Origin of the sequence: Mesorhizobium sp. LCM 4576, assembly GCF_001854815.1 — a bacterium.
Taxonomy (GTDB): Bacteria; Pseudomonadota; Alphaproteobacteria; order Rhizobiales; family Rhizobiaceae; genus Mesorhizobium; species Mesorhizobium plurifarium.
In genome coordinates this window covers 58,757-83,008 of record NZ_MDDT01000011.1, presented here as the reverse complement: position 1 = coordinate 83,008, position 24,252 = coordinate 58,757, and the positions used below count along the sequence as shown (strand labels likewise).

At 62.5% G+C, this 24,252-nt stretch carries 30 protein-coding genes and 1 riboswitch; of the genes, 12 read left to right on the top strand and 18 right to left on the bottom strand.

Annotated elements, in window-relative coordinates:
• Window positions 1-93: 93 nt before the first annotated feature.
• The 3 genes from LCM4576_RS05265 (at window position 94) to LCM4576_RS05255 (ending at window position 5,211) form a co-directional block, all read left to right on the top strand.
• Window positions 94-726 carry a S24 family peptidase gene (locus tag LCM4576_RS05265; RefSeq protein ID WP_071030865.1) on the top strand — a complete coding sequence of 211 codons (633 nt, stop codon included), beginning with the start codon at window positions 94-96 and terminating at the stop codon, window positions 724-726.
• A gap of 451 nt (window positions 727-1,177) precedes the next feature.
• Complete coding sequence (locus LCM4576_RS05260; RefSeq protein WP_244510663.1) at window positions 1,178-4,420, top strand: tetratricopeptide repeat protein; 3,243 nt, start codon at window positions 1,178-1,180, stop codon at window positions 4,418-4,420.
• A 23-nt stretch (window positions 4,421-4,443) separates the two neighbouring features.
• Window positions 4,444-5,211, top strand: a complete 768-nt coding sequence (locus LCM4576_RS05255) for a hypothetical protein (protein WP_071030864.1) — start codon at window positions 4,444-4,446, stop codon at window positions 5,209-5,211.
• 63 nt (window positions 5,212-5,274) lie between these two features.
• Here LCM4576_RS05255 and LCM4576_RS05250 read toward each other — a convergent pair whose 3' ends face one another.
• The 4 genes from LCM4576_RS05250 to LCM4576_RS05235 all read right to left on the bottom strand — a co-directional run bounded on the left by LCM4576_RS05250 (window position 5,275) and on the right by LCM4576_RS05235 (window position 8,617).
• Window positions 5,275-6,285, bottom strand: a complete 1,011-nt coding sequence (locus LCM4576_RS05250) for an ABC transporter substrate-binding protein (RefSeq protein ID WP_071030863.1) — start codon at window positions 6,283-6,285, stop codon at window positions 5,275-5,277.
• Window positions 6,278-7,054 (bottom strand): ABC transporter ATP-binding protein, encoded by a 777-nt coding sequence (locus tag LCM4576_RS05245; protein ID WP_071030862.1) that lies wholly within the window; start codon window positions 7,052-7,054, stop codon window positions 6,278-6,280. The genes LCM4576_RS05250 and LCM4576_RS05245 overlap by 8 nt, the downstream gene beginning before the upstream one ends.
• A complete protein-coding gene (locus LCM4576_RS05240; RefSeq protein ID WP_071030985.1) occupies window positions 7,051-7,821 on the bottom strand; it encodes an ABC transporter permease in 771 nt (256 codons plus the stop codon). Before LCM4576_RS05240 ends, LCM4576_RS05245 begins: the two co-directional genes overlap by 4 nt.
• A 187-nt stretch (window positions 7,822-8,008) precedes the next feature.
• Window positions 8,009-8,617, bottom strand: a complete 609-nt coding sequence (locus LCM4576_RS05235) for a YkoF family thiamine/hydroxymethylpyrimidine-binding protein (protein ID WP_071030861.1) — start codon at window positions 8,615-8,617, stop codon at window positions 8,009-8,011.
• A riboswitch (TPP riboswitch) is annotated at window positions 8,608-8,720 on the bottom strand. (Overlaps the previous gene by 10 nt.)
• 207 nt (window positions 8,721-8,927) lie before the next feature.
• Here LCM4576_RS05235 and LCM4576_RS05230 point away from each other — a divergent pair.
• Both LCM4576_RS05230 and LCM4576_RS05225 read left to right on the top strand, forming a co-directional pair.
• A complete protein-coding gene (locus tag LCM4576_RS05230; RefSeq protein WP_071030860.1) occupies window positions 8,928-9,272 on the top strand; it encodes a hypothetical protein in 345 nt (114 codons plus the stop codon).
• Between the two features lie 155 nt (window positions 9,273-9,427).
• Window positions 9,428-9,637, top strand: a complete 210-nt coding sequence (locus LCM4576_RS05225) for a hypothetical protein (protein WP_040980534.1) — start codon at window positions 9,428-9,430, stop codon at window positions 9,635-9,637.
• Window positions 9,638-9,865: 228 nt separating this feature from the next.
• Here the strand turns inward: LCM4576_RS05225 and LCM4576_RS05220 are convergent, their stop codons facing one another.
• The 3 genes from LCM4576_RS05220 to LCM4576_RS05210 form a co-directional block, all read right to left on the bottom strand.
• The gene (locus tag LCM4576_RS05220; RefSeq protein WP_071030859.1) at window positions 9,866-10,096 is read right to left on the bottom strand and encodes a DUF2934 domain-containing protein; all 231 of its coding nucleotides are present in this window, start codon (window positions 10,094-10,096) and stop codon (window positions 9,866-9,868) included.
• 106 nt (window positions 10,097-10,202) lie between these two features.
• Complete coding sequence (locus LCM4576_RS05215) at window positions 10,203-10,412, bottom strand: hypothetical protein (protein ID WP_071030858.1); 210 nt, start codon at window positions 10,410-10,412, stop codon at window positions 10,203-10,205.
• A 114-nt stretch (window positions 10,413-10,526) separates the two neighbouring features.
• The gene (locus tag LCM4576_RS05210) at window positions 10,527-10,826 is read right to left on the bottom strand and encodes a DUF1236 domain-containing protein (protein ID WP_040980524.1); all 300 of its coding nucleotides are present in this window, start codon (window positions 10,824-10,826) and stop codon (window positions 10,527-10,529) included.
• 159 nt (window positions 10,827-10,985) lie between these two features.
• Here LCM4576_RS05210 and LCM4576_RS05205 point away from each other — a divergent pair, with 159 nt between their 5' ends.
• Complete coding sequence (locus LCM4576_RS05205; protein ID WP_244510643.1) at window positions 10,986-11,387, top strand: DUF982 domain-containing protein; 402 nt, start codon at window positions 10,986-10,988, stop codon at window positions 11,385-11,387.
• A gap of 195 nt (window positions 11,388-11,582) precedes the next feature.
• Here the strand turns inward: LCM4576_RS05205 and LCM4576_RS05200 are convergent, their stop codons facing one another.
• Together LCM4576_RS05200 and LCM4576_RS05195 are read right to left on the bottom strand one after the other, a co-directional pair.
• The gene (locus tag LCM4576_RS05200; RefSeq protein WP_040980520.1) at window positions 11,583-11,804 is read right to left on the bottom strand and encodes a hypothetical protein; all 222 of its coding nucleotides are present in this window, start codon (window positions 11,802-11,804) and stop codon (window positions 11,583-11,585) included.
• 217 nt (window positions 11,805-12,021) lie between these two features.
• On the bottom strand, window positions 12,022-12,321 hold the full coding sequence (locus LCM4576_RS05195; protein ID WP_040980518.1) for a DUF1236 domain-containing protein: 300 nt from the start codon (window positions 12,319-12,321) through the stop codon (window positions 12,022-12,024).
• A 252-nt stretch (window positions 12,322-12,573) separates the two neighbouring features.
• Here LCM4576_RS05195 and LCM4576_RS05190 point away from each other — a divergent pair, with 252 nt between their 5' ends.
• Both LCM4576_RS05190 and LCM4576_RS05185 read left to right on the top strand, forming a co-directional pair.
• Window positions 12,574-13,515 carry a DUF1236 domain-containing protein gene (locus LCM4576_RS05190; protein ID WP_071030856.1) on the top strand — a complete coding sequence of 314 codons (942 nt, stop codon included), beginning with the start codon at window positions 12,574-12,576 and terminating at the stop codon, window positions 13,513-13,515.
• A 313-nt stretch (window positions 13,516-13,828) separates the two neighbouring features.
• The gene (locus LCM4576_RS05185) at window positions 13,829-14,125 is read left to right on the top strand and encodes an exopolysaccharide production repressor protein (protein ID WP_040980514.1); all 297 of its coding nucleotides are present in this window, start codon (window positions 13,829-13,831) and stop codon (window positions 14,123-14,125) included.
• A 260-nt stretch (window positions 14,126-14,385) separates the two neighbouring features.
• Here the strand turns inward: LCM4576_RS05185 and LCM4576_RS05180 are convergent, their stop codons facing one another.
• On the bottom strand, window positions 14,386-14,793 hold the full coding sequence (locus tag LCM4576_RS05180; RefSeq protein ID WP_071030855.1) for a hypothetical protein: 408 nt from the start codon (window positions 14,791-14,793) through the stop codon (window positions 14,386-14,388).
• A gap of 549 nt (window positions 14,794-15,342) precedes the next feature.
• Here LCM4576_RS05180 and LCM4576_RS05170 point away from each other — a divergent pair.
• Window positions 15,343-15,885 (top strand): DnaJ domain-containing protein, encoded by a 543-nt coding sequence (locus LCM4576_RS05170; protein WP_041009393.1) that lies wholly within the window; start codon window positions 15,343-15,345, stop codon window positions 15,883-15,885.
• Window positions 15,886-16,606: 721 nt separating this feature from the next.
• Here LCM4576_RS05170 and LCM4576_RS36470 read toward each other — a convergent pair.
• Window positions 16,607-17,398 (bottom strand): hypothetical protein, encoded by a 792-nt coding sequence (locus LCM4576_RS36470; RefSeq protein WP_071030853.1) that lies wholly within the window; start codon window positions 17,396-17,398, stop codon window positions 16,607-16,609.
• A gap of 361 nt (window positions 17,399-17,759) precedes the next feature.
• Here LCM4576_RS36470 and LCM4576_RS36240 point away from each other — a divergent pair, with 361 nt between their 5' ends.
• A complete protein-coding gene (locus LCM4576_RS36240) occupies window positions 17,760-18,050 on the top strand; it encodes a hypothetical protein (RefSeq protein ID WP_131803216.1) in 291 nt (96 codons plus the stop codon).
• Window positions 18,051-18,176: 126 nt separating this feature from the next.
• Here LCM4576_RS36240 and LCM4576_RS05155 read toward each other — a convergent pair whose 3' ends face one another.
• The 4 genes from LCM4576_RS05155 to LCM4576_RS05140 all read right to left on the bottom strand — a co-directional run bounded on the left by LCM4576_RS05155 (window position 18,177) and on the right by LCM4576_RS05140 (window position 20,786).
• Entirely contained in the window at window positions 18,177-18,473 is a 297-nt protein-coding gene (locus LCM4576_RS05155; RefSeq protein ID WP_071030851.1) for a hypothetical protein, read from the bottom strand.
• Window positions 18,474-18,665: 192 nt separating this feature from the next.
• Complete coding sequence (locus LCM4576_RS05150) at window positions 18,666-19,082, bottom strand: TadE/TadG family type IV pilus assembly protein (protein WP_071030850.1); 417 nt, start codon at window positions 19,080-19,082, stop codon at window positions 18,666-18,668.
• Entirely contained in the window at window positions 19,072-19,524 is a 453-nt protein-coding gene (locus tag LCM4576_RS05145) for a TadE/TadG family type IV pilus assembly protein (protein WP_071030849.1), read from the bottom strand. The genes LCM4576_RS05150 and LCM4576_RS05145 overlap by 11 nt, the downstream gene beginning before the upstream one ends.
• Entirely contained in the window at window positions 19,521-20,786 is a 1,266-nt protein-coding gene (locus LCM4576_RS05140) for a pilus assembly protein TadG-related protein (RefSeq protein WP_071030848.1), read from the bottom strand. The genes LCM4576_RS05145 and LCM4576_RS05140 overlap by 4 nt, the downstream gene beginning before the upstream one ends.
• Before the next feature lie 281 nt (window positions 20,787-21,067).
• Between LCM4576_RS05140 and LCM4576_RS05135 the strand changes: the two genes are divergently transcribed.
• Window positions 21,068-22,288: a TadE/TadG family type IV pilus assembly protein gene (locus LCM4576_RS05135; RefSeq protein ID WP_071030847.1), complete on the top strand. Its 1,221-nt coding sequence runs from the start codon at window positions 21,068-21,070 to the stop codon at window positions 22,286-22,288.
• A 31-nt stretch (window positions 22,289-22,319) separates the two neighbouring features.
• Here the strand turns inward: LCM4576_RS05135 and LCM4576_RS05130 are convergent, their stop codons facing one another.
• The 3 genes from LCM4576_RS05130 to LCM4576_RS05120 all read right to left on the bottom strand — a co-directional run bounded on the left by LCM4576_RS05130 (window position 22,320) and on the right by LCM4576_RS05120 (window position 23,415).
• Window positions 22,320-22,550, bottom strand: coding sequence for a hypothetical protein (locus tag LCM4576_RS05130; RefSeq protein ID WP_040980982.1), 231 nt, complete (start codon window positions 22,548-22,550; stop codon window positions 22,320-22,322).
• 29 nt (window positions 22,551-22,579) lie between these two features.
• A complete protein-coding gene (locus LCM4576_RS05125) occupies window positions 22,580-22,855 on the bottom strand; it encodes a hypothetical protein (protein WP_064745069.1) in 276 nt (91 codons plus the stop codon).
• Window positions 22,856-23,223: 368 nt separating this feature from the next.
• Complete coding sequence (locus tag LCM4576_RS05120; RefSeq protein WP_071030846.1) at window positions 23,224-23,415, bottom strand: hypothetical protein; 192 nt, start codon at window positions 23,413-23,415, stop codon at window positions 23,224-23,226.
• Window positions 23,416-23,821: 406 nt separating this feature from the next.
• Here LCM4576_RS05120 and LCM4576_RS05110 point away from each other — a divergent pair, with 406 nt between their 5' ends.
• A complete protein-coding gene (locus LCM4576_RS05110) occupies window positions 23,822-24,202 on the top strand; it encodes a cupin domain-containing protein (protein WP_071030844.1) in 381 nt (126 codons plus the stop codon).
• Window positions 24,203-24,252: the final 50 nt, after the last annotated feature.

The window sequence follows — 24,252 nt, the reverse complement described above, 5'->3', positions numbered from 1 at the left end:
GATGCTCATTCATGCGCTAAGCGTACGTTATGTACGAAAGGCGCGCAAGCGAAATCGTACACTTTGGACGATTATTTTCAGGCATTTTGTACGATGACGGATTCCCGGCACAGATTGCAGCAGGCGCGCGCCCAGGCCGGCTATGCCTCGCCCAGCGATGCGGYGCGGGCCTTGCGCGACATCAACAAGAATACGCTGATCAGCCACGAGAACGGCAACCGGCCGCTGTCGCGGAAAGCGGCCGAGAAATACGGCCGGCTGTTCGGCGTCGACCCCGGCTGGCTGCTGTTCAATGCCGACGGYGCGGAGGCGGCGCCGGTCAGCCTCACCTCAGCGCCCGTCACCGTCGACGTGCCGATCGTGTCGTGGATCAGCGCCGGCGAGCTCGGCAGCCAGGACAGCGTCGTCAACCTCTCCGACTATCCGACCATTCCCACCGCCGACCTCGAGGAAGGCGAATGGATCGCGCTGCGCGTCGACGGTCCGTCGATGAACAAGATCTCGCCGCCGGATTCGATCATCTTCGTCAATCTGCGCGACAAGCGGCTGGTGACCAATGGCTGCTACGTGATCGCCGACGAAACCGGCCGCGCCACCTACAAGCGCTACCGCCCCAATGACAATCCGCCCTTCCAGCCGGCGTCCTATCTCGACATCCCGCCGCCGGAGCTCGAAGGCGCGATCACCATCATCGGACGGGTGAGACGGTCGATCATCGATATGTGAGGGGACAGGTCCGGTGTCGTCCGGCAAAGGCTGCAATCCTCCGCCCTTTCTGTCCTTCCGTCCAACCAAGCCAAGCGCATAAATTCAGCCCTTGCAATTTTTGCTTGCATTAAGGAACAAAAAGAGAACTATATAAGCGACCGCGGCAGCAGCCGCGGTAACTCCGGGGGGAGGATCAACAATGTCATGCCGCATCGGCGCGTTTTTGCGCGCGCTTGCTGGTGAGGTTTCGCGTGGGCCGCTGATGGTCCTGGCGGGGATGCTGGTGCTTGTCGGGCTGAGYGAACCGGCGCTCGCTGCTGTCAAGGACCCTGCCCTCTGTTTCGGCGATGAAAAAAGCGCCGGTGATGCCAAAGCCRCAGYCGACCGCCRCATTGCAGCTTGCAGCGTGATTGCCGAGGACGTCACGGGGGCATCCTCTTTGCGCGCCAAGGCTTATTTCTTCAGGGCCATGGCCTTGGACGACAAGCAAGACTGGGATGGCGCGATCGCCGATTATGGCGAGGTGATCGCGCTCGATCCCAAGCAGACTTCGGCCTACTTCAATCGCGGCACCGACTGGTTCAACAAGGGCGACGACGACCGCGCGATCGCGGACTTCAACATCGTGATCAGCCTCGAGCCGTCCGCGAGCGACGCATATTCCAGCCGTGGCTCGGCCTTCCTGCGCAAGGGTAAGGTTGACGCGGCCATCCTCGACTTCCAGCAGGCGATCGAGGCTGATCCGGGAAACGGCAGGGCGCATGCCGAACTCGGCTCCGCCTTGGCCGTGACGGGCGAGCAGGAAAAGGCGATCGCCGCATATGACGAGGCGATCCGGATCGATCCGACGGACGTGACCGCCTTGGTCAACCGCGGCATCGCCCACGCCGCCAAGGGCGGATTCGACCGTGCTATTGCCGATTACGACACTGCGCTGGGCATCGACCCCAGGAGCGCCGACGCCTATGCCAAACGCGGCGCCGCCTGGGCCAACAAGAAGGAGTGGGTTCGCGCGATCGCCGACGCCAACAAGGCGATCGAGCTCGATGCTGGAAACGTCGACGGCTATTACTACCGAGCCGTCGCCTGGGCGGGCAAAGGCAACGACGAACGCGCCATTGCCGATTTCGGCCAGGTGATCGCACTTGATCCGAACGATGCCGGAGCCTGGTTCGCCCGTTCGCTGATACGAGCCCGGCGCGGCGACGCTGCCGGCGCGGCGGCCGACTGCCGCAAGGCCATCGCGCTCGATCCGAAGAAGACTGGCAGTTGCGACGCGGGGCTGGATGTCGGCGAAGCGGTGGCCGCGGAGACCGCGTCCAACACGGATCTTGCCTCGTTGGCCAAGCAGTTGGAGGCCACCGGCAGGCAGATCCGTTCCAAAGAAGCTGCCGCGCAAATCCGGGATGCATTGAAGCAGCAGGTCTCCGGCGACGTGCCCGGCGCGATCGCTTCCTTCGGCTATGCCATCTCACTCGATCCCGACAATGCCGAGGCCTATTACGACCGGGCGGTCGCCGCGGCCTCGCAAGGCGACAATGCCCTTGCCGCGAGCGACTGCCGGCGCGCCGTGGAACTCGACCCGAAACGCGCCGGCGCCTGCGCCGCGCTCATGGCCGGCCAGAAAGCCGTTCCGGCAACGGGAACTTCGGACCAGTCTGCCCAGGATCAGGCCGCCGCGAAGATACTGGTCGAACGCGCAGGCGCGCGTCTGGTGAAATACGGGGTCGACGGCGCGCTGCTCGATTTCGACAAGGCGATCAGCCTCGATCCCAAGAATGCCGACGCCTATCTGGGACGCAGCCGCGCCAGGACGCTCAAGGGTGACCAGGCCGGCGCGGCGGCGGACTGCCGGCGGGCCGTCGAACTGGATCGCGCACGGTCGGGAAGCTGTGAGGAGCAGCCTGCCGGCGATGAGGGCAAAGCTGCGCCGGCGCCAGACCTGGAGCAGTCGAAGCAGGCCGGCGCCGCTTCGCAAACCACGCATCCGAATTTGTCGGCCACGGACGACACTCTGGCTGCAAAGTCGATGGAGACAAAAGACCAGCGCGCGCTGCAAGCGATCCTCGGCGGCGATGCCTGGCTGGACATGGGCAAATACGACAAGGCGGTCGGCTCCTATGACGTGGTGATCGCGCTCGAACCCGACAACCGCTTCGGCTATTTCGGCCGCGGCAGGGCCAGAGCAGCCACACGCGACTACGGCCAGGCGATCGCCGATTTCGACAGGGTCATTCAACTCGCCCCCAATTTCGCTCCTGCCTATTCTCGCCGCGGCCTCGCCAAGGTGACATCCGGCGATGTCGATGGCGCCCTCGCCGACTGCGACCGGGCCGCCACGCTCGACCCGAAGGCGCGCGACGCCCATTACTGCAAAGGCATGGCCTGGCACGCCAAGGGCGACGCGGGACGCGCGGTCGCCGCCTATACGGTGGCGATCGGCATCGATCCCAAGGCCGACGCCAGCTATTACGCGCGCGGTATGGCTCGCGCCGACCGCAAGGACTATTCCGGCGCGATCGCCGATTTCGACCAGGCGCTCAAGCTCGATCCAGGCAATGGGGACTACGCCGTCGCCCGCAAGGCGGCGGTGGCGGCGAAAGGCGAAAGCGGTGAGGCCGGCGCTGCGGAGGGCACGGACCTGCGGGCCGCTATGCCGCTGTTGAAGCGCGGCGACGCGTTCTACGCAAAGCGCAAATACGACCGCGCTGAAGCTGAGTACAGCCGCGCCCTGGCGCTCGCGCCAAACGAACCGTCGACCTATTCGGCGCGCGCCAGGGCGCGCATGCAACAGGGCGACTATGACGGGGCCTTGGCGGACGTCAACAGAGCGCTTGAGATCGATCCATCCTATATCACAGCCTATTATGCCCGCGCTCTTATACTGACAAAGAAGCGCGAGCCGGAAAAAGCCATCGCCGATTACACCCGTGCGATCGAAATGAAGCCGGACTTTGCCCCGCTTTATTTCGGGCGTGGCAGCACCTGGTACTCTATCGGGGACTTCGATCGCGCCGCCGCCGATCTCGACCGGGCTCTCAGGCTCGATCCTAAATCCGACATGGCCCGRCAAGGTCGTAAATTGGCGATGGCYGCCAAGAAAAAGGCTCTTGCCTCGAAGACGTCGGGCGGGATGGCGAGGCATAGCGACCGGCAGACGGCCGCCTCAGACGAGGCGCCGCAAACTCGCGGCTCAGAAAGCGCCCAGTCATTCTTCACGAGGGGCAACGCCCTATACGACAAAGGCAACTATGACGGTGCGATTGCGCAATTCGAACAGGCGATCGCGCTCGATCCGGGCTTTGCGCCGAGCTATTACGGCCGCGCTCAGAGCTTCACCCTGAAGGGGGACTACGACCGAGCTCTTGCTGATTACGACAAAGCGATCAGCCTGGCCCCCGCCGAAGCGAAGGTCTACGCCGATCGGGGTCTCGTACGGATGGGCCAGCACGACGGCGCCGGCGCGTATAGCGATTTCGAGAAGGCGTTAAGCCTCGATCCCAATAACGTCTATGGCTACTTTGGCAGAGGAGTGATTAGAACAACCACGGCGGATTATGACGGAGCCATTGCCGATCTTAGCAAGGCTATCAAGCTCGATCCCAAGTTTGCTGCCCTTTACAACGCGCGAAGCCGAGCCTGGGGGGCTAAGGGCAACCATCAGCGTGCGGAAGCCGACCGCAAGAAGGCGCTGAGCCTCGGGGCGGAGTGAGAAGGGTGTCGGAGCGCAGGCGGATGTCACCTTGGAAATGGCTGCAAGTGGTGGCGGTCGTCCCCGTGAGCATCATTGGGTCTAACGTGATGCCAACGATGTTCGGCGGYGGACATCGCCACCATCAGCCAATGGCGATGCCGCCCCGGACGCTGACCACCGCCGACATCGATGCCGAGATCCGGAAGCAGAATCTCGGAATCTTCGAGGCCATCGCCCGGGAATTTCCGGACGACTACGATGCGATGCTGCGCAAGATCACTGCCGCGGCCCAGGCTGGAAACCAAACAGAAGTGCGCAATATCAGCAGGCAGGCGGTCGCCGATCTCCGGCACAGATATGCACCGCTGCTGCCCACGGCCCCCGACAGCAATGCTTGGGAAGTGCTTTCGGCGCAACTCGACATGCTCAATCATGTCATGGCGCGCGAAACGCCGGCCACCTGCAACAATTACCTGCGCAACGGGCCGGACGCGATCAGCGCGCCCGGCCACGATTTCCTGGCCGACATGGACAGGATCGGCGCCGCGCTGTTCCGCGCCTACGGCGCCGCCAAAAGAAGCGGCCTGCCGACGGTCGCGCCCAGCGATCAGGATTGGTCGCTGGTCGCTGACATTTTCAAAAAGATCGGGGGCACGCCGGCCGAGATGGAGGCCGTCTCAAACGCCAACCCGGACTTTCCGGGCCTGTGTCCGGCCATGGCGAAATTCTATGAAGCCGCCCTGTCGCTGCAAGGCGAACCGGGGTGGCACATCAAAACCTCGCTGCTTCGCACCATCGTCAAGAATTAGGCTCCGCACCGGATTTCCCGGCAAGGTCCCGGCGCAAAGCCGCGTTCCTTCGGCGCTTGGCCGCTACCCCAGAAACTCGTTCGTGAAATACGCGCCCAAAGCCGGCTTGTCCTTCAACGCCTTGCCGTTGCCGTCAAGCAATATCCCCGAGGCAAACAAATACCCGCCCATCGCTTCCATCTTGGCCTTGTCCATCGTACCGATGGCGCCGTTTGCGCTCTTCAGGAAATGGCCGTCGTTCAGCGCCTTCAGCGATGCATCGATCAGCGCCGGGTTGGTGAGCGTGTCCTTGTTGGCGGCGATCAGCAGCTCGCCTGCCTCCTGGGCATGATCCACGGCGAATTCGTAGCCGCGCCGCGTCGCCTGGACGAAGGCCGCGGCGGCCTTCGGGTTGGCGACGAGGTAGGCGTTGCTGGAGACGATCAGCGTGGTGTGCTCGTCCGGCACGCCGTAATCGGCGTAGCGGAAGCTGCGCTGCTTGAGGCCCTTCAGCTCGGCCTCGACGCCTTCCCAGGTCGAGACTTCCAGCGTGAAATCTACCGCGCCGTTGGCCAGTGCGTCGTAGGCGGAGGTGCCCAGCGTCACGGTCGAAAAATCGCCCTTGCCGCCGTCATGGCGGATGATGGTCTGCAGCAGCGCATTCTCCCAGGCGCTGCCGAAGCCGCCATAGGTCAGGCCGTCGAGATTTTTCGGACTTTGAATAGCGGTGCGGTCGGCGTTGAAGACGACGCGGCCGGTCTCCGATTGGACGACGGCATAGACGGCCTTCAGGTCGGCTCCGGCGCTCTTTTGCGTGAACAGGCCGAGCGAGCCGGAAATGCCGAAATCGGCATTGCCACTGGCGACCAGCGTGCCCGAACCCGTGTCGCCATAGGGCAGGATCTCCACCTCCAAGCCTGCGTCGCGGTAAAAGCCTTTGTCGCGCGCCACGAACAGGCCAACGTGGTTGGTGTTGACCGTCCAGTCGAGCGCGACGGTGATCTTTTGYGATGCGGCCCGGGCACGCGTGGYGGCTCCGGCAAATGGCAGGCTGGYGGCCAGAAGCAGCGCCTGGCGGCGGGTAATATCAATCATTTCGGTTCTCCATCGGGTGTTCGTTGATTGGGACCGGCCGGCCAAGCAGCGTGTCGAGGATGTCGGCCTCGATCGCCGCCGCCTCGCGGGCGAGCTCGGCACTTTCGGTGCGCGGGCGCGGCAGCGGCACCGCCACTTCACGCACAATCCGTGCGGGGCGCTCGGACAGCACATAGATGCGGTCGGACAGAAGCACGGCCTCGCGCACGTCATGGGTGATAAGCAGCGCCGTCCAGCGGTGGCTCCGCCAGATCGTCTCCAGCCAGCGCTGCATAGCCGCGCGGGTCAGCGCGTCGAGCGCGCCGAAAGGCTCGTCGAGCAACAGCATGTCGCGCTGCTGCACCACGGTGCGCAAGAGCGCCGCGCGCTGGCGCATGCCGCCGGACAGCTCGGCYGGCCAGGCGCGCTCGAAGCCGGCAAGACCGAACTCGGCGAACAACGRCGCCACGCGCTCGCGCGCCGTGCTGCGCTTCATGCCCTGCACTTCCAGCCCCAGCGTCGCATTGTCGATGATGCGCCGCCACGGCATCAGCGCGTCGCGCTGCGGCATGAAGGCGAAGCGGGCGCCGTCGAGCGGCGCGCCGTCGAAGCGCATCTCGCCMTCGCCCCGGATCGCGCCGGTGAGCAGTTGGAACAATGTCGACTTGCCGGCACCGGAAGGGCCGAGGATCGAGACGAATTCACCCGCCGCGACATGAAGCGAAATGCCGGCCAGCACCTCGARCGCGCCAAAGCTTTTGCGCAGGTCGCGGAGCTCGAGGCGCTTCATCGCCGGCCCTCCCCGGAAGGCCTGTTGCCGCCATGCCCCGCCCTTTCGCCCTTTGCATTTTCCCACGGCATGGCCAGGCGCTGCACCAGCACGGCAAGGCCGAACAACACCAGCGTCAGCGCCGAGCTGACGGCGACCGCCGCGAGCACAAGGTCGGGCCGGAAATTGTTCTTGGCGCTGAGCATGTAGATACCCAGCCCCTTCGCCGCGCCCGCATATTCGGCGAAGATCGCGCCCACCACCGCATAGGTGATGGAGATCCTCAGGCCCGCGAAGAAATAGGGCAGCGCCGACGGCAGCCGCGCGAGCCAAAAGATGCGCCAGCGCCCTGCCCCCATGGCGGCGAGCAGCTGGCTGATTTCGGTGCTCGTGGCGGCGTAGCCCTCGACCAGCGCCACCATCATCGGGAAGAAGGTGACCAAAGCCACGAGCAGTATCTTCGGCAACAGCCCGAAGCCGAACCACAACACCACCAGCGGCGCGATCGCCACCAGCGGCAAGGTCTGACTGGCGATCAGCAGCGGGAACAGCGCCCGGCGCAGGGGGGCCAAAAAATCGACCAGCGCCGAGAGGATGAAGGCTGCGACGAGAGAGAAGGCGAAGCCGGCCAGCGTGGCGCGGATGGTGGGCAGCGTGTTGTCGGCCAGTGCCGCGCGATTCTCCCAGGCTTGCGCCAGCACGCGGGACGGCGCGGGGAGCACAGTAGGGGCTATGCCGCCGAAGCGGGCGTAGAGCTCCCAGGCGGTGAGGAAAAGGGCGAAAGCCAGTGCGGCGGGGAAGAAATTAGCGAAGGTTCGCGTGAAGGTTAATCTCTCCCCTTGCGCGGGAGATTGGCCGTCGCGACCGCTTTCGCCAATCGTCGAAAGTTCTCTCGACGAAGCGCCCTCTCCCCCGCGCAACGGATCGTACCAAACAGCCACGACATCTACCTCGACAGCTCGAGCTTGCGCGGGCTCAAACCGCGGTCGGGCTGTTCGCCGAAATCGTTATGTCGAGCGTCACATGCCCGGCGCCAGGGCCGAAGCGGCAGAACGCCTCGTTCAGCGTGGCGAACACCGCGCCGGCGTCGCCGCGCAGCTTGGTGCAGAAATGCTTCGAGCGCTCGAAGACGCCGGACTGTTTCAGGAAGTCGATGCAGCCATAGATCTCGTCCATGTGGTCACCGGTGCCCATCACATAGAGCGAGAACTGCGCCGCCACCGCCTGGCTGGTCGAGGGTGTCGCATGCACGGCACTGAGCGCGGCCRCCTTGCGTTCCTCGAGCGGGATCGCCGGGCCGCCGATCTCGTCGGAGCGGCAGATCGGGTCGTCCGGCTCGCCGGGGCAGCCGCGCGAGACCGCGRCCGACAGCACGCAATGATTACCGCTTTTGGCGGCCGCCACGAACAGGTCACGCATTGCGGGAAACAGCACTTCGGGCGGCCCGACCAGCAGCGTTGAAATGTCGTCGGTCTCGATCCGCAGCCTGTCGCGGTAAGGGTCGAGCGCACCGAGCGCGCCAAGGATGACGCCGACGAAATCGTCGGCCATGGGATAAAGGGAAATCTGTGCGCCGGAAAACATGGCCCGCCTCGCTCCGCTGGTATTATCCAGATCAGCTTTAGGGTCCGGAGGCTTGCCGCCACCATCTCAGCCCCGACCGTACGGAGCACCCCTGTGGATGGCCGGTTAAAGCACTGTTCGAGCGAAAGGGGAAGCGTTTTTTTGCAGAGCCAATTGGGCGGGGAGCCTCATCTCCCCCGAAGGGGAGATGGCCGGTTATGAGATTTTCGCGGATTCTTTATAGCCGCTTTATCGTTCAAATTGTACGAATCGCGCTTGCTTACTTTTCGTACATAAAGTACGATACTTCCCTTCTTTTGAGGGGACTTGCTTGGACACCGCGAACCATGCCGCTTTCRCCGACCTCTCCCGCCCCTTGCTGTCRCCACTGCCGCTCGCCGAGCGCGAACGTCTTGCCGGCGCATGGCGCATGGCCAGCCAGGACATCGCCGACGACATCCGCTTCATCCGGCAATATCTGAAAGTGATCGCCGAGAAGGACGAGCGGCTTTCGACCGGCACGCTGGTGCATGGCCGCGCCTATGTCGAGGCCTGCGCGGCCTGGCTGCCGGAGACTGTGGCGCGATATTCGCGCAATCTGAGGCTGATCAGCGAATGCGAAAGCGCGATGACGGCGGCGGGGATAAGGTTTGCCCGGTCGAGCGATGCGTGGTGAGTCCGGACAATCGCAGCGCTGCAACCCTTAGGCCACCCGTCGCAAAATGCATCGTTTCACACAATTGCCAATTGGTGGACGCGCACGAGCGGCCGGTGGTTAATTCCTCTCAGGCGAAGGAGGGTAAGCCGCATACCAGGGAGGAATTCGTTTTGATGGACCAGCGCATCGACATCGGCATACAGCCCGACGACCAACCCTACGAAGTCACCTCATTCGCCCGGAAGCACGGCCTGACTATCCCCGTCGCGGACGCGGTCCTTTTCGCCAAGGGTCCGTCGCCGTCGCGGGCCGCCTGCGACACGGCCGCGCTGGCTTTCCTGTGCGCGGTCGCGCGATACGCCGGAAAGCAAGGACGGCGGTAGCCCCGCCTACCAGCTGAACTGCAGCCCCGCGCTGCCGCCGACCTGACTGCCGGCGAAGGCAATGCCGAGCGTGCCGGTCAGCCGGCCGCCATGGGCAGTGAGGGGAAGGCTCGGTGCTGCCGATACAGGGCGCCACAAATCGACGTGCCGGGAATCGAAGCGCGAGACACGGCCGCGCCTTCACCTTCCGTGGATCGAATGAGGCTTGGCAGCGGCGGTCGCCGGAGATCAGGCCTTGGCTTTCGGTTTGACCGCCTTTGCCTTGGCGGGGGCCTTGGGTTTGRGCTTCTCGGCCTTGGCGGCGGCCTTCTTCGAACTCTTCGCCTTCGGCTTGCCTGCGGCATCGATCTCGGCGGTCGCCTGATCCCAATGCTCCATGTGGGCGCCCTCGGGCCGGCCGGCCTGCTCCCAGATCTCGTGTGCCCGCTGGCGAATGCGTTCGTGCCTGTCGTCCGTCACTGTCGCCTCCTGRTGTTGGGACGGTCCCCGGCGCGAACATTAGCCGAATTTTCACGCGGCGTCTTCGCTATCGCATGCAAGCGATCGACTTTGACGGCAATTTCGCTCAGTGTCCGTCGATGACGACCGCRACGCCCAGATGCGCTGCCTTCTTTGTAATCAATCCGGCCAAATCCGCGTCAGAGCGGTCGGTTCCTGTACGCTGGCGCAGCAGGGAAATTGCCTCTTGCATCGACAGCAGGYCGGTTCTGTGCTCGGCCAGCAGCTTGTCGACCATGGCGGCGACACTCGGCGATTCGACGTGTGGATGATGCATGGCAACGACTCCTCCTCGTTGCCTCCCAAACCCGCTGTTGATCCTACGCCCTATGTCCACTTAGGAGAAGAGCCCGATCCTGCAGATGGACCGGGCTCCTCGGGGGATCACACGTTACTGGATCACCTGGACGACACGGCGCGTGCCGGGGTCGATCAGCACCGTGTGGTCATTGACGACGGCGTAACGGTACTTCACATCCGGAACCTCCTGCAGTTCGACCGTATCCGGCACGGTCGAACCGACGCCGAGCTCAAGGCCAAGCACGTTCACCGAGGCGATCGGGTGCTTGTGGACATACTCCTTGACCACGGTCTGCTGCTCGGGGGTGACGATCACCTCGTCCGCGGCCGCGATGCCGATACCGGCCATCAGTGCCAGGCCAGCTACAGCTGGAATGAGGGTGGTTTTCATCGTTTCTCTCCTGTTGCGTTGGCGAGCTCCGCCTTGCTTCCGCGGGCGGAAACATAGGCACGTCGAACATTTGAGCTCCGGGGGCAAACGCGGCGAGCGAAGTGTTGTTCCGTCAGCAGCGACTAATTGATTGGGCGGAACCTTCGCATCGGCCCAGCATTGGAAGGTACTGAAACTTCTCAAGACTTTGAAACCGTAGGCGGCGGCGTCATGCGAAAAGATTCCATCAGAAGCGACATCGAATTTYGGTCCCCGGTGGCGATCGCAGTCGGTGCCGGTTTCAAGCGCGAAATCGCCTCGCTGACCGCGATGCAGAACTTTCTCAAGGAGTGGCCGCCGGCTGCGCGGGACGAGAGCTACCTCACGGCGCTGCGCTCCTGCGAGGCGGCGCGTGCCGCAGAGATCGATCTGGACGAGGCGCGGCAGGCATTCCTGATCTTTGCGAAGAAGGCGGGGATCGAGTGGACCGGTGCCGATCCGGTCGTGGTGCTGCGCGAAGCAAAGATCAGGCGCAGCCGGGCGCGCGAAAGCCGAGCCCAGAACCGGCACGTGCCTGGATAGACCTTGGCTCAACCTGACAAAGGCCATTTTCCTTTGAGGCGATCGAACGCTCGCACTCCGTCATACGGCTTTGGATCTTCGGTCTGCGCATACAAAGCCGGCAGACATTGCAGCACCGCCCCGCACGCCTGCAGACCGCCGCCTCGCCGGCTGACGGTCGACTTCATTTCTCAARGATTTTGGCTGACAGCRCTATCAGTTCGACGCCGATTCGCCGAGCGCCTCGGTGACAAAGGACGCGGCGATCAAGTCGTCCGCGTCGATGCGTAGGGAGCCTTCACCGCCCCCCATAATGGCGGCGACCTTCTGAAAGGTCTTCATTTCATGCTCCGTGATCCGGGCGTCCTGCATTCTGGCCTTAAGATCGGCCACCCGCATCCCGAGCGAACGGGATGTTCCGATTTCACGTTTCGACATGTCGGTTAGTCTCCTCCTCGCCCGCCCATACCTGTTCGCCGCCGCCCGAGTCCCCACGCTGCCATTGATTTGTGTTGTCTCTGAGACAGCGCGGACCCAGAGCCGCTAACTCAAGCGCAGGGGGAAGGTTCCGTTAGCACATGGTAACAAAATAATAACCGGTTAACGGCCCGCCGCCTGGACCGGCGGCGGGCCGTCCGATTTGACGCAGTATCAATCAGTCGAGGACCTTTACGATCTTGCGCGTGCCCGGGTCGACGATCACCGTCCGGTTGTCGACGACAACATAACGGTATTTGACGTTCGGCACCTCGTGCAATTCGACCGTATCGGGAAGCGTGCTGCCGATATTCAACTCGACGCCCGGCACCTTCACTGAGGCCAGCGGCTGCTTGTGCACATATTCCTTGATGACGGTTTCCTGCTCAGGCGCGATGACGACATCCTGCGCGGCAGCGGCGCCAATGCCTGCCAGAAGTAGGAAGCCAGCGGCGGCGGAGGTGAAGTGCATTTTCATTGGTTGTCTCTCCTATGTGGACTGTATCAAATCGCCTCGATGCTGCGCCTGCGATTTCCCACAGCGGGTCGGCATTGCCGTAACGCCATTCGCCTACCCTTGTTCCTGCAAAATTCAGACTCGGACTCGCAAAAATACCGCCGCCGTGTTCCGCGAAACCATCATCTGCGCCCCGGCGCAGCAATTTCGGAACAATGCTTTTCGGRCGGGGTTTTCTCAACGAAGGGACCGAACTTTCCGAGGAGAAATCCCATGAAACACCTGCTTATCACGAGCATGATTGCGCTCGGCGTCGGCTGCGGCGCCGCGATGGCCCAGACCGAGTCCGCACAGCCGAGCGGCGGCGATAATTGCGCGGCCGGCACGGCCGATTGTCAGAAGGGTGGCAAGGCTGGCGGGCAGGCTCAGGGCGAGATGAAATCGAAGACTGAAATGAACGCCCAGGGCAAGGCCGGCGCCAACACCGAAGAGCAGGCCCAGGGCAAGGCCAAGATGAAGACCGATGAACAGGCCCAGGGTCAGGCCGGCACCGGTACCGATCAGAACGCCCAGGACAACACACAGTTGAAGAAGAAGCAGGCGCAGGGCAAGGCCGGCACCACCGAGCAGAACGCTCAGGGCAACACTAAGATGCAGACTGAGCAGAATGCCCAGAGCAAGACCGGTACGACCACCGAACAGAATGCCCAGAACAAGACCAAGACCCAGACTGACCAGCAGGCTCAGGGTAAGACCGGCACGACCACCGAGCAGAACGCTCAGGGCAATACCAAGATGCAGACCGAGCAGAATGCCCAGGGTAAGACCGGGACCACCACCGAACAGAACGCTCAGGGCAATACCAAGATGCAGACCGAGCAGAATGCCCAGGGCAACACCAACGTCGAGACCGACCAGAACAAGACGGCCTCGATCAACAACGTGACGGTGGAGCAAAAGACGCAGATCACCCAGGTCATTCATGAGACCCATGTCGAGCCGGTTCGCGATGTCAGCTTCGACGTCTCGGTCGGCGTCGAGGTGCCGCGTCACAAGGTGCGTCTGCACCGTCTGCCGGCCCGCATCGTGAAGATCGTGCCTGCCTACGAGTCCTATGAGTATTTCGTGCTGGCCGACGGGCGGATCGTCATCGTTGACCCGGATACCTACAAGATCGTTGTGATCCTGAGCYGACCAGGTCAGCATAGCGGATAAAGGCCCGCCTAGGTGCGGGCCTTTTTTCGTCCATAGACATGCGAACACGCTCGGCATCCGACTGCACATGCGTTGCGGTCCATCAGAGGTGTGTTAATCCCACCGCCGAGGGAACGATCCGGCGCAATTCCCAGTTGTCACACGGAAGTCCTGCGTCCGTCGTCCCTATCGGGACCGGACGAAAGGGCGATGGACCAGCCGGCAGGTCGTTCAAGCTTGCGGTCCACCCGGAAAAGGTGCATGGGTCAAGATGGGTAGAGATATGGGCGAGATCGCCGWTGGCCGAATGTGRTCGCRGCGCTCGGTTGGGCAAATGTATTTTCCGCAGTTTCTTGTGGGAATGGCGGCAACGCTTCTGGTCATCCTCGGCTGGACCTTCATGTCCACGGGATCCGGCTGGATGGCGATCGGCTGGACGTTCCTGGCGGCCGTGGTTCTGCAGGCCGGCTATTTCGTGGCCGTGCTCTGGCTCGTGCACGGCGAAACCCGCGTGACCGACGAAGGCAAGGCGGACGCAAGCTCGGCGCCCGCGAAGATACCCGGTCCGTTCGAGCGCGACGGCATCATCCACGCTCTCATCTTGCGGCTGTTCCCGACACTGCTTCCCTGATCGCTTTGCGTGGGATTTCGCGGTTGGCAGCGGCCTGGGAGGCGGCCGCGCTRCATAAGCCCGGCACGCTACATACTTTGCTCGAATGCAGGAGCCGGGCTACGTTCTCGGTATCAGGGCTCCGAAGCACCGTAAATTTGCATCGCCGTCGGCGACCGCCCTTAACGAATTGCCGCGCGGAGCAACRCAAACGGCAGGCTTGCAGCCGTCGGAACTATAGCCCGGGCTGGCTRCAATCCTGCCGAGTTTGCTGAGCTAGACTAGCGTGCGGTGGCCGGCGAGGCCGAGCGCACCGTCTCCGGCGACGAGAAGACGACGAAGCCAAAGACCAGCACCGCAGCAGCAACGATCAGCGAGCCTATCGCCACGACCGGCTCTATCTCCGGATGGCCTGCAGCCAGCATCCAGTAGAGCGCGGGCAACATGATGACGATGYCGACCGTGTAGAGGCCGTAATGGATCATGGCGACGCGGCGTTCGGCCTTGGCCGGGTTGAGCGCATAGTAGCCGCCGAAGATGGCGCTGGTGACCCAGCCAAGAAGGTTGATGTGGGCAWGCGCCGGGAAGGCGCCGTGATCGCCCGAAATCGCCATCTGCAGCCCGGYGGCGATRCCCAGGATSAGAAAGACTATGGCTGTCTTGAAGAAAAGCTCCGAAACCCGTGGCATTTTGTTGTCCTCCCAATGCCTCTAAAGCCGACTCCACGAAGTCTACATCTTGCAAGCCATATTAGCCATGGCGCACTTAAGTCGGTGCCGCTTTCGGGCGAAAGCTGCGAGGCGGGCCGGCGGGTTCGCCAAAAAAATGGCTCGCCTCTTTCGAGGCGAGCCAAAAAGGGAGCCGGGCTTGAGGTCGGCTCCCATCCAGGTTGCCACCTGAATTTCAAACATAGCTAGCGTAGCAGAGTGCGGAATTTATTCCACCGCGGTCGCGGATCGGTCCGTAAGCTTCCATTCCGTACACCAGAGCAAGCCTTTTCGCCGATCAGGCGCCCGCGAACCAGCGCGCCTACCAAGACGTCCCTTCCCTGCTGGCAGGCGGGCGAAAGCGTGTGCTTCAACGTCCCAAATCCGGCTCGAAGTTCGTGCAAATTGCGGCGGGGCATTTGCGCCGGCCGCAGCGGTTCGGGACCGGCCCGGCTGCGCCTTGCAAGCGCGCGGCATTTGGGCGATGCTTGGATTTGGGGGTGGTTTCCGTAATTTCGGAAGCACGATTACATGTTCATCGACTATTACGAACTTCTGGAAATAAGCCCGAACGCCAATTCTGAGACCATCGAGCGGATCTTCCGCTACTTTGCCATGCGCTACCATCCCGACAATCGGGAAACCGGCAATGAATCGCGTTTCAGCGAGATCGTCGAAGCCCACAATACGCTTCGCGATCCGGTCAAACGGGCACAGTACGACATCCTTTATCGCGAGCATCTGGGCCTTCGTCACGAGCTCACGGAAGGCGCGCGCGACGGCGGCGGCATGGAGAGGGATAGCGTCATCCAGGCCAATCTGCTGTCGCTTCTCTATGTGAGGCGCCGGCGGGACGTCAACAATCCGGGCATCGGTGACGAAGAGCTCGAGCGTCTGTCGGGCTGCCCCCGCGAGCACCTGGAATTCCATCTGTGGTACCTCAAGGCGAAGGGCTTCATCGGCAGAACCGAGAACGGAACATTCGCCATCACCGTCGAAGGCATCGATCACGCCGGGGCCAAGCACAGCACGGGTCGAACCGATCCTACCCGCCTCCTCGATCACGCCGATTAGGGCGTTTCACCGTTTCACGGAAACGGAAGGCCTTATCTCGTTGTTTTAGGCAATTCCGGACGGAAAGCCGCTCACATACTGTTCCTGGAATTGCTCTAGGCCGATCATCAAAAGCCCGCCTACTGGTGCCTGAACCAGTGGCGGGCTCGATGAAGGGACAGCTACATCCCCGAGGAATCGACTGTCGTCTCCTTACTTCCCTGTAGCTGGGCTCGGTTCGCCGGGGGCGGCGGTGTCTAAGCCATGCACCGTGGCGGGCAAGAACAGGGAGTGCAGGATACATTGGCGTTGTGGCCCACCGAATACAAGGCGACTGAGGTCCGACGCGCCAATCGCATTAGGCCGGCGCTGACCCATTGACGGTCAGGAGGCTCCGCCAGGGGCTTCATGCAATCCCGCGTGGCCGGCGGCTCGAACGTTAAAAGTTGTTGCCCGCCTATGGGGCCAGCGATAAGTGTATCGCGGTACGATACTTTTGCGAAAAGAACGTCGGCAACGCCCGAACATTTCATCTCCAAGAAAGCGCCGGCCTTTCGTCAAAACAGGTGGCAACCTGTGGCGGGAACCGACACCCGACCATGCGGCTCCCGCTTTGGCTCGCCTCGATCGAGGCGAGCCATTTTCCTTTCTGAGACCCCAAATGTGCGGCCGCCGACACAGAAAAGCCGCCGGGCGAGGCCCGGCGGCGTCTTCGTTCGCCCTCTGGTCGGTTCGACCGGCCTTATGGGGTCGTTGTGGTCGATGTGGTCGTCGTCGCCGTGGCAGCGGCAACGGCGTCGATCTTGCCTGCCAGCGTATCCTTCGCCCAAGCGGTGACGTCGGCGTCGACCGGCTTGTTGGCCATGTCGGCGAGAGCCGTATCGAGGGACGCGTCGGTCGGAGGCGGCGTATTTGTCGCCGTGTCCTGTGCGGCAGTGAGCGCATCCTGCGCTTCGGTCAGCGCGGTTTGCGCATCGGCGAGTTGCTGAGCGGTCGGGACTTTGTCGGCCGGGGTCGTGGGATCGTTCGCAAGGGCGTTCAGCGCGTCGAGCTTGGCCTGGGCGGCATCCACAGCCGTCTGGGCAGCATCAACCGCGGCCTGCGCGTTCTGGGCCGCCGCGGCCTGCGCCACGTAAGCCTGGATGCCGGCGAACTTCTTGCTCTTGGAATTCATGTAGGCGTTGATGTTGCGCTGCAGCGAGTTCAGCCGGCCGAGCTTGGCGTGAAGGTTCTTCTCCTTCGGCGTGGCAGCCGTCGTCGTGTCGTCGGTCGAGCTGTCGTCGTCGGAAGCGCTGTCGGTGCCCTTGTTGTGGCCCGGGGCCGTGGCCGACTTGCCGTGCGAAGCACCGCTGTTGCCGTTGCCTTTACCGCCGGCGTTGCCGCCGCCGTTTCCGTTGCCGCCGTTGCCGTTGCCGCCACCATGGCTGCCGCCATTGCCATGGCCGCCACCATTACCGCCGGCGCCGGCAAGCGCCGGCGCGGCCGTGAGCGCAAGAATGGCAAGGGATGCCAGGAGTGTCTTTCGCAATGTCATTGTGCTTCTCCGCAGATGAATCGTCGCATGGCCCAACCGCTAGGCAGCCTCTTATGAGAATTTCCTAATGGCGTCGGATAAACTTTAAGCAATTGCGGTCGCGAAATGAGAGCATGGCGGCAGCCGCCCGGCAATTTTCGGGAAAATTACCCTTAACTTATTGAAACTTAAAGAAAATAAAAGGGCCGATCGTCCTTGGGCCGTTTGGAACAATGAGGGCCCTTGTCCCGCCGGACCATGGTCCGAAGAGGTATTTCCAACCGAGAAATCCCCGCGATCGGGAACAAATGCATCCGTCGGAACTCTGCCCGAAGGTCAGGGTTAAACAAGCGAAGGGACATTGCGTAAAAGGATAGTCATCATGAGCCGAATTCTTCTCACCGCCGCCTTTGTTGCTTTGTCCTGTGGCCTGGCCACGGCACAGTCGGGTACGTCATCGGGCACCTCGTCGTCATCGTCCACCACGACCACGATGCCGAACAGCCAGGGCACGGACCAGACCACGACGAATTCGACCAACCCGAATTCGGCCAAGGATTGCGCGCCTGGGCAGCAGACCGGCAGCGCGAAGCAGGCCGCGCCTGGCCAGCAGGACACAAGCGCCAAATCGAACGCTCCCGGCCAGATGAAGACGACCACGGAAGGCTGCTAGCCTAGGTTGGCATAGCTAAAGCAAGTGGGCAGCGTTGTTTGCGCCCGGAATTGCGCGAAAACAAAGTCTTGCGGTTCGGCGATCCTGCGGAATGYCGAGCCGCACCAGCTAGGTTGTTTCGCTCCGTTAAACCGAAGAGTTAAGCTTCGTGCCCTCRCCGTCCGTCGCGGCGTCGGACGCGGCGTCCGGCTCCTGATCACCTGAATCGGTCGGGGACAGCACCGTCAGATCCATCCGAGCGATCCGGGACGCCGCCTTTCCTTGCGCGTTCGGATCGCTGGCATCCGTCTCGGAAACCGAAGCCTTTGYGAGATGGCCGACGCTTTCGGCGCTGTTRCCGGGGAAGGTTTCCGACGACGTATGGGTCTTGCTCGGACGATGCACTAAGCTGGTCGCGTGCTGGCTTCCTACAACAGAGGTCATGGCTGCGCTCCTGAGATGGATAACAGCAAACCTCTAGCATTCCGGGCTGGCGCCAGGCTTGCGACTTTAGAGATTGCTAAAATAGCGCATGGATGCCGCGTGCCGAGTTCCCGGTTGGTTGTACGTGCCCTGCAATTGCGGATGGAAGTCTGTAGCAAAGTCGCCGGGCGGGACCGCTTTACTGGGGTCGCCCTAACCGCCGACCAACGGCACGGTCWCCGAGGTCGTGTAGCGGATCGGAAAATCGCTGAAATAGGGGAAGCTGATGACGAAGGCGTAGCTGGCGTTGACATGCGCCATGCGGAAGCCGCCGCTCGCGGGGTCGGTGGTGATGGTGACACTCACATTCCGCAGCCCGAGCGCTTGCAGCTTCTGCGTCGCGATCGCCTGGATATCGGTCTGGGTCAGCGTGTTGTTGAGCTGCAGGGAGCGCGCGGAAGCTTCGAGCGCGTAGCGCACGCTGGATATGCTGTTCATCGACCAGCCGAAGGCGAAGATGCCGAACAGGAGCATGATGAGAAAAGGCGCGACCAGCGCGAATTCGAGACCGGCGCCGCCCGCTTCATTGGCCGCAAATGCCGAAAGCCGGAGTCTTCGTTCAGCGCACACGGACCACCTGCTGATGTCTCATCGCGGTGTTGTYCGGGAAGGGGCCGAAGGTAAAGGGCGGGATCCAGGTGCCCGACGCCTGGATCTGAACGTAGATCGAGGGCCACTTGGATCCCGCACACATGGTCGACGACGATGCGACCACAGTCGTTCCGCATTTGTATGTGCGGCTCACCGTGACCGCCGCATCGGCTGGCTTGTTTTGCCAGCTTGCGAGCGCGGCGGCCTGGGTGGCGCTGTCGTTAGCCCCACCGGCCAACAGCAAGTTTGCCGCTGTCTTCACGCCGGAGCGCATCGCCAGCGAGTTGGAGACGTAGGACCAGCCGTCCATGATGCCGAGCAACGCTGCGCATAGAACCGGCAGGACCAGCGCCAACTCCACCGCGGCTATGCCCGTCTTGTCGCGAACGGCCGTAAGAAATTGCCTGGCCACAGGTTTCACTCGACGATCGCAACCGACGGCGCGGCCGGGATATCCGCGCCCCCGTGTTTCGAGCAGTCCTGATTGATGGTCGCATTGCCCGACCACTGGATGGTGTCGGCAACGACCTGCGTGCAGCCGTCAAGGCCCGAGAAATTGCCGAGGTAATTGACCTGCTGCCTGGGGAAATAGATCGCGCCGGTAAGCAAGGAGGTCGCAGTGCCGTTGAAGGTGCTCTGCGCCGCGGCCCCGGTCCTGTCGCCATAAAACAACACGCCGGAATACGTGCCGGAGGTCGGCGCGCTCAGCGTCACAGTGGCGTTGCCGTTCATGCTCACCGTCGAGCTGCCGGCCATGTAGATGGTTACGCCGTCGGTGCAAGGTGCGGTGCACGTAATGATCGCTCCCGCGTTGATCTTCAGATTGCCCTGCAGGACGTAAACGCCAGGATCAAGTGTGACGTTGCCGTTGAGGTTCATGCCGCTGCAGTAGGTCCCGGGCTGGATCGTTTGGGCCGTCTTGTTGCCGTTGACATTCCTGCAGGGGTTGGTGGCCRCAGGCACCGGCAGGCTGGCAAAGGGGTCGGATACGGGCAAGRCTTGGGTGATCGGAGCATTGCAGGTCGTAGTCACCGGATTGTTTAGTGAAACGCCGCCGACCGTAATCAGGCAGTCGGTGGTGAGGCTGGCCGATCCCTGCACCTTGATGGCGTCGCTGGCAGTCGAATCCGACATGACCGAGCAGCCTTTGAGCTTGACATTGGTGCTGCCGGAGAAAAGCGCCGCCTGCGAGGCCGAAGGATTGAGCGCCAGCACGCAGGCCTTCGAAGCATTGGTGACCAACGCCACCGCCCTCGCCCGTTCCGGCACCTTCGTCTGCGTGAAAATGGAGGTGAACATCCGGTCGAGATTCTGGTTGAGGATGACCTCCACCGCCTTCTTGGCCGTATTCGGTCCCGACGTCGGCGGGGTGTTGACGACGATCGTACCCGAACCCAGGCCATTCGAGGTGGCCGATGACGTGGCGGCCACCGTAATAGCCGCGGTGTTGGATCCCTGGATCTTTTCCAACGCCCCARCATAGGCGGCCGCGTCGGCGATCGCCTGAAGCTTCAGGCTCGAATAGTACCAGTAGGAGGTCTCGACGCCGAGCCCCGCGCCGCCGACGACGACCGGCAGGGTGAGCGCGAAAATGGTGGCGACATTGCCGCCCCTGCTCTCGCAAAGGCGTCGAAAAAAAATTTGAGAAAAAAGATGTCTGAAAGAACCACCCAAAAAGGCCATGGTCGAGCGCGCCCAAGCTATCCCAGCCGTCACGACATCATTGCGATGTGAACGAATGCCTAATTATTTCGCTCGATTTGCGCCGGTGGGACCCCAGCGCTCCACTGTCCCGACCTTGCGCCGCGCGGACTAAGACCTAAGGCCCACAATATATCGGACTTAAGACATAAGCGTCTGTAAAAGCTAATGTTTTAGCGCTTTCTGCATTTTAACTTTTTTGCAAATCGCTCGTTGAGACGGCGCGCATATCACATACCGCATATCGGCGAGGATTGGGCTCCATGTTGGGACGGTTTTTGGCATCGAGGCGCGGCAACTTCGCGATCGCGGCCGCGGTCGTCATGGTGCCGCTCATGCTTGGCGTGGCGGCATCCGTCGATCTGATAGGCACGAGCGACGACGCCGCGCAGTTGCAGAACTCACTGGACGCGGCCGGTCTGGCGATCGGCACGAAATACCAGGCGAGCATGTCGGCGAGCGAGGTGCAGCAACTCGGCCAGACCTTCTTCGCAGCCAATATGAGCGCAGCCGACGCGCAGGAGCTATCGGGCGGCAGCCTCGCCGCCTTCCAGGCCAGCGCAAGCGGCGGTCCGGGCGCCTACTTCATTTCGCTGTCGTCGAGCGTCAGCCGGCCGGCCTTCATCAGCGGCATGCCGGCCTGGCAGGCGACGCGCAACGCCTCGGTCAAGCTCAAACCCGGCGCGCAAGCCTGCGTGCTCGCGCTCGATCAGCACGCCGACAGCGCGGTCAGCCTGCAAGGCTCGACCGATGTGGCGATGAACGGCTGCGTGATCGCAGCCAATTCGGACGCGCCCGACGCCATCAGCCGCGGAGGCTCGGCGATCGTCAGCGCCGGCTGCGTCTCGACGGTGGGCGGCACGCAAGGGCTGACGCCGCCCAATGCCACGCTTTCCTGCGGCGCGCCGCACGAGAACCAGTATGCTTCGTTCGATCCGCTGGCCGACGTCGTTCCGCCTGCCTACACGCTCTGCCTGCCGGTGCCCAATGGCAAGACAGTGACGCTCTCGCCGGGCACCTATTGCGACAAGACCTTGTCTGGAAAGATCGCCCTCAAACCGGGCACCTACATCATGCGCAACGTCACCATAAAGCCGGGAGGCAACGGCAGCCTGAGCGGCCAGGGCGTGACGATCTTCCTGATGGAAAACTCGCAGCTCACCATCAACGCCAACGAGCAGGTGAACCTCTCGCCGCCGACGAGCGGTCCTTACGCCGGCATCACCATCTTCCAGGCTCATGACAACACTCAGCCGCTGTTGCTCAACGGCGGATCCGGCTCGGTGGTGAGTGGCTTCATCTACGCTCCGGATGCCGCCATCACCTACACCGGAAACTCGGACATGAACGCACAGGGCAGTTGCCTGCGGCTGRTCGGCGACACTATCGCGATGATAGGAAACTCAGCCGTAAAGTCGGAATGCACGGCCGAACTCGGGGGCCGGGCGGCATATGCGGGCCGGATGATCACCCTGGCGAAATGAGCACCAATCTTCCGGTCTGGAAGAGATTGCGCTAGCCCATGATATCCGCGCCCGGCTGCTCGTCGAAGAGCACCGCGCAGCCGCGCTCGAGCGCGACCTGCGTCAAGGCGTTGGTCGCGTCCTCGTCCGACGAGACGAAATCGCCAGTCAACACGCGCAATTCCTCGACCGCCTTCGACATCGCCACGACACGCCCGGCCAAACGGTCGCTCGCGCATGCGTCGATGACGCACAGAAGATCGATGAGTTCGAAATTATCCATGGCGGCCTCCGCCAGCGCCATCCCTTCGCTCATTCAACGGCATGAGCCACGGGCTGGTTCCCCCGCCTGCCTTCATCGGGCGGCCTAACGGGCGCGAGCTTGAGATCGAAGCGGACCGGCAGGCACGGCTCGACACAGGCCTTGCGCACCGATCCTGTCGCGATCGTGTCGATCGGAAGAAGGATCACCATCTGGGCCTGGCGTTGCGGCAAGAGCGGCCTGCCGAAGAGGAGGAAGACGCCGCCAATCAACACCGCCAGAAACAGCGCTGCAAACAGGTTCGCGATCATGTTGCCGAGTTGCATGGTCAGCAACTCCAAGGGGCTTCAACAGGGAAGGAGTGCCTGCCATATCGCAGGAATGGCAGGCACTCCGTGATCAACCGCCGATGAAGGGACTTTGTCCGGCGGCTTGCTACCAAATGAAATTGATGTCCTCTTGTTTCTTACAAATCGATGTCTCGGGCCTCTGCGTTCCATGGGTGAGACTTCAGTCTGAAGATGGTCCAGACAGTTGATACGCATCTAGCCGGATGCCTGGCGGAACGTTGTTTTTTGCCAATCCACTCTCGGCCCGCGTGTTCTTGGAAACCGCGGGCCATTCCTTGACGCGGTGGACCCCACATCGAGCATCGAGTCCGCTCCATATGTCCGAGCGATTGAGCTCGCGATACTCAGTCCTCGACGTCCATCGGCTGATGGCCGGGCTGCTGGTGCCACAGCACCTGGCGATAATCCGTCAGTTCGACGACCTGGGCGCAGACCGGACAGACATAGCTGTCGCAGCACTGGCGAAGCGCCGGCGGGCCGCGACGGGCGGCAATGACCRGCGGGCGCGAATAGCCTTTCACGGCTGGATCAAGCATCGGTTTCCTCCTGGTGGTTGTTGATTATCCCGCCCAAAAGTTTGTCCCCTCGCCCGGACATGTTGCGCCGGCGCGGCGTTCGGCCAGCGCTGAAGCAGGTKGGCGTCATGCTTATAGGGATTGCGAAAAGGCGCGACGGTATCGCTTTGATCTTTGCCGAGGGTCGCATCGAATTCTCCTGTCGAGCGAGAACGGATGGGTCCCTCAACCACCGCCGTGCCAGTGCGAAAACAGGAAAGCACCCGGCGATCAGGTCCGCAATAACTTTCGACGAGAAGCGCCAAAATCTCCCGGTCGAGGAATGCCTCCAATTACATTAGCGAACTCTCATAATAAGGCGTATGTATGAGACAGCGGTCGCCGACGATCGCAATGTCAGGCGCCGCTTCACATATGGGAGGATGCCGTGGCTGAAACTGCTGTGAATGTGACGAAGCTCGAATCCAAATCACACAACARTCCCGACGAGGTCCGCGCGCCGGCCAAGACGCGTGTCGAGATCGTCCGGCTGCCGGGCTATACGCTCGGGCGGATGAACATGCAGCCGGGCTGGAAGTGGTCGGAATGCGTGAAACCGGTGGTCAAGACCGACAGTTGCCAAGTCTCGCATGTCGGCTATGTCGTGTCCGGCTCGATCACGGTGCGGCTGACCGACGGCACGCAAAAGACCTTCGAGGCCGGCTCTTCCTATACCATCCCGCCCGGCCACGACGCCTGGGTGGAAGGCAATCAGCCGTTCCAATGCATTGAGGTCCTGAGTGCCGAGCAATACGCCAAGCCGGCATAGCGCAGTCGATCGCCTTCGAAGGTGAGACGGCAGAAGCTGGGGTCGTCCCA

Excerpts from the sequence above, each read along its gene's own strand:
- LCM4576_RS05195 (WP_040980518.1), bottom strand. The coding sequence starts at position 12,321 with ATGAAAATGCACTTCACCTCCGCCGCCGCTGGCTTCCTACTTCTGGCA.
- LCM4576_RS05200 (WP_040980520.1), bottom strand. The coding sequence starts at position 11,804 with ATGTCGAAACGTGAAATCGGAACATCCCGTTCGCTCGGGATGCGGGTG.
- LCM4576_RS36240 (WP_131803216.1), top strand. The coding sequence starts at position 17,760 with ATGAGCCGAATTCTTCTCACCGCCGCCTTTGTTGCTTTGTCCTGTGGC.
- LCM4576_RS05130 (WP_040980982.1), bottom strand. The coding sequence starts at position 22,550 with ATGGATAATTTCGAACTCATCGATCTTCTGTGCGTCATCGACGCATGC.
- LCM4576_RS05225 (WP_040980534.1), top strand. The coding sequence starts at position 9,428 with ATGGACCAGCGCATCGACATCGGCATACAGCCCGACGACCAACCCTAC.
- LCM4576_RS05170 (WP_041009393.1), top strand. The coding sequence starts at position 15,343 with ATGTTCATCGACTATTACGAACTTCTGGAAATAAGCCCGAACGCCAAT.
- LCM4576_RS05210 (WP_040980524.1), bottom strand. The coding sequence starts at position 10,826 with ATGAAAACCACCCTCATTCCAGCTGTAGCTGGCCTGGCACTGATGGCC.
- LCM4576_RS05125 (WP_064745069.1), bottom strand. The coding sequence starts at position 22,855 with ATGCAACTCGGCAACATGATCGCGAACCTGTTTGCAGCGCTGTTTCTG.
- LCM4576_RS36470 (WP_071030853.1), bottom strand. The coding sequence starts at position 17,398 with ATGACATTGCGAAAGACACTCCTGGCATCCCTTGCCATTCTTGCGCTC.
- LCM4576_RS05185 (WP_040980514.1), top strand. The coding sequence starts at position 13,829 with ATGTATTTTCCGCAGTTTCTTGTGGGAATGGCGGCAACGCTTCTGGTC.